Annotated in this window: 1 protein-coding gene; it reads right to left on the minus strand. The window is 41.5% G+C overall.

Translation table 11 applies throughout. The annotated features are described in order from the left end of the window. Positions 1-188 precede the first annotated feature (188 nt). On the minus strand, positions 189-897 hold a 709-nt coding region (locus HP456_RS24440; RefSeq protein ID WP_172255855.1), incomplete at its 5' end, for an HAD-IC family P-type ATPase.

Below are 897 nucleotides of genomic sequence, written 5' to 3' on the forward strand. Positions count from 1 at the left end.
AATTCTTTCTTTGATTTATGTTTGAAAAATAGTACCACGAGCAACGCGGGAATGGATAAAATGATATACCCCAATAGTAAATTTAGAATGGCCCTCGACCTCCTTCCATTCTTTATCAACATTGTAACTCTTCATGCAAGATTTTTATACAGATAGGGCTGAATATAATGTGACAGATTCCATTCACTTTAGTCATTGACAGGCTGTTTCTCCCCGAGCATGACCGTCAAACTGATTAACGTAACCATGATGGTTGCTCCCATATCGGAAAGAATAGCAATCCATAACGTCAGCAATCCAGGAATCGTCAATAATAATGCAATCAGTTTTAAGCCCAGTGCCAATGTGATATTCAGTTTGATTATCTTGTTTACTCTTTTCGAGATCTTAATCGCAGAAGGAAGTTTTCCGAGATGATCCTGCATTAAAACAATGTCGGCTGTTTCAATGGCACTGTCTGTCCCTTTCCCCATGGCGATGCCTAAGTCGGAAGTGGCCAGTGCAGGAGCATCGTTAATTCCATCACCAACCATAGCAACCTTTCCCTTGGCTGTCAGTTCTTTCACTTTTGCTACCTTTTCATCCGGTAGGAGTCCTGAAAAGTAGTCAGTCAGCCCGATTTGCATTGCGACTTTTTCTGCTGTCTTGTTATGGTCTCCAGTCAGCATCACTGCGTTTTTGATTCCTGCCGCATATATCTCTCGTATAATACCTTTGCTTTCTTGCCTGATTTCGTCGCTGATACCAAAAAGACCCAGTACATTATCTTCACTTGAAACGATAACAAGTGTATATCCTTCATTTTTCAATGCAGCGATATCTTCTGATACCTCGGCAGGCAAAGGGAAGGTAATGCTCTTTTCATTCCCCGCCTTGAACGATTGTCCGTTGATAATG

It is taken from the genome of Bacillus haikouensis, assembly GCF_013179555.1.
In the GTDB taxonomy this organism is placed as follows: Bacteria; Bacillota; Bacilli; order Bacillales; family Bacillaceae_B; genus Rossellomorea; species Rossellomorea haikouensis_A.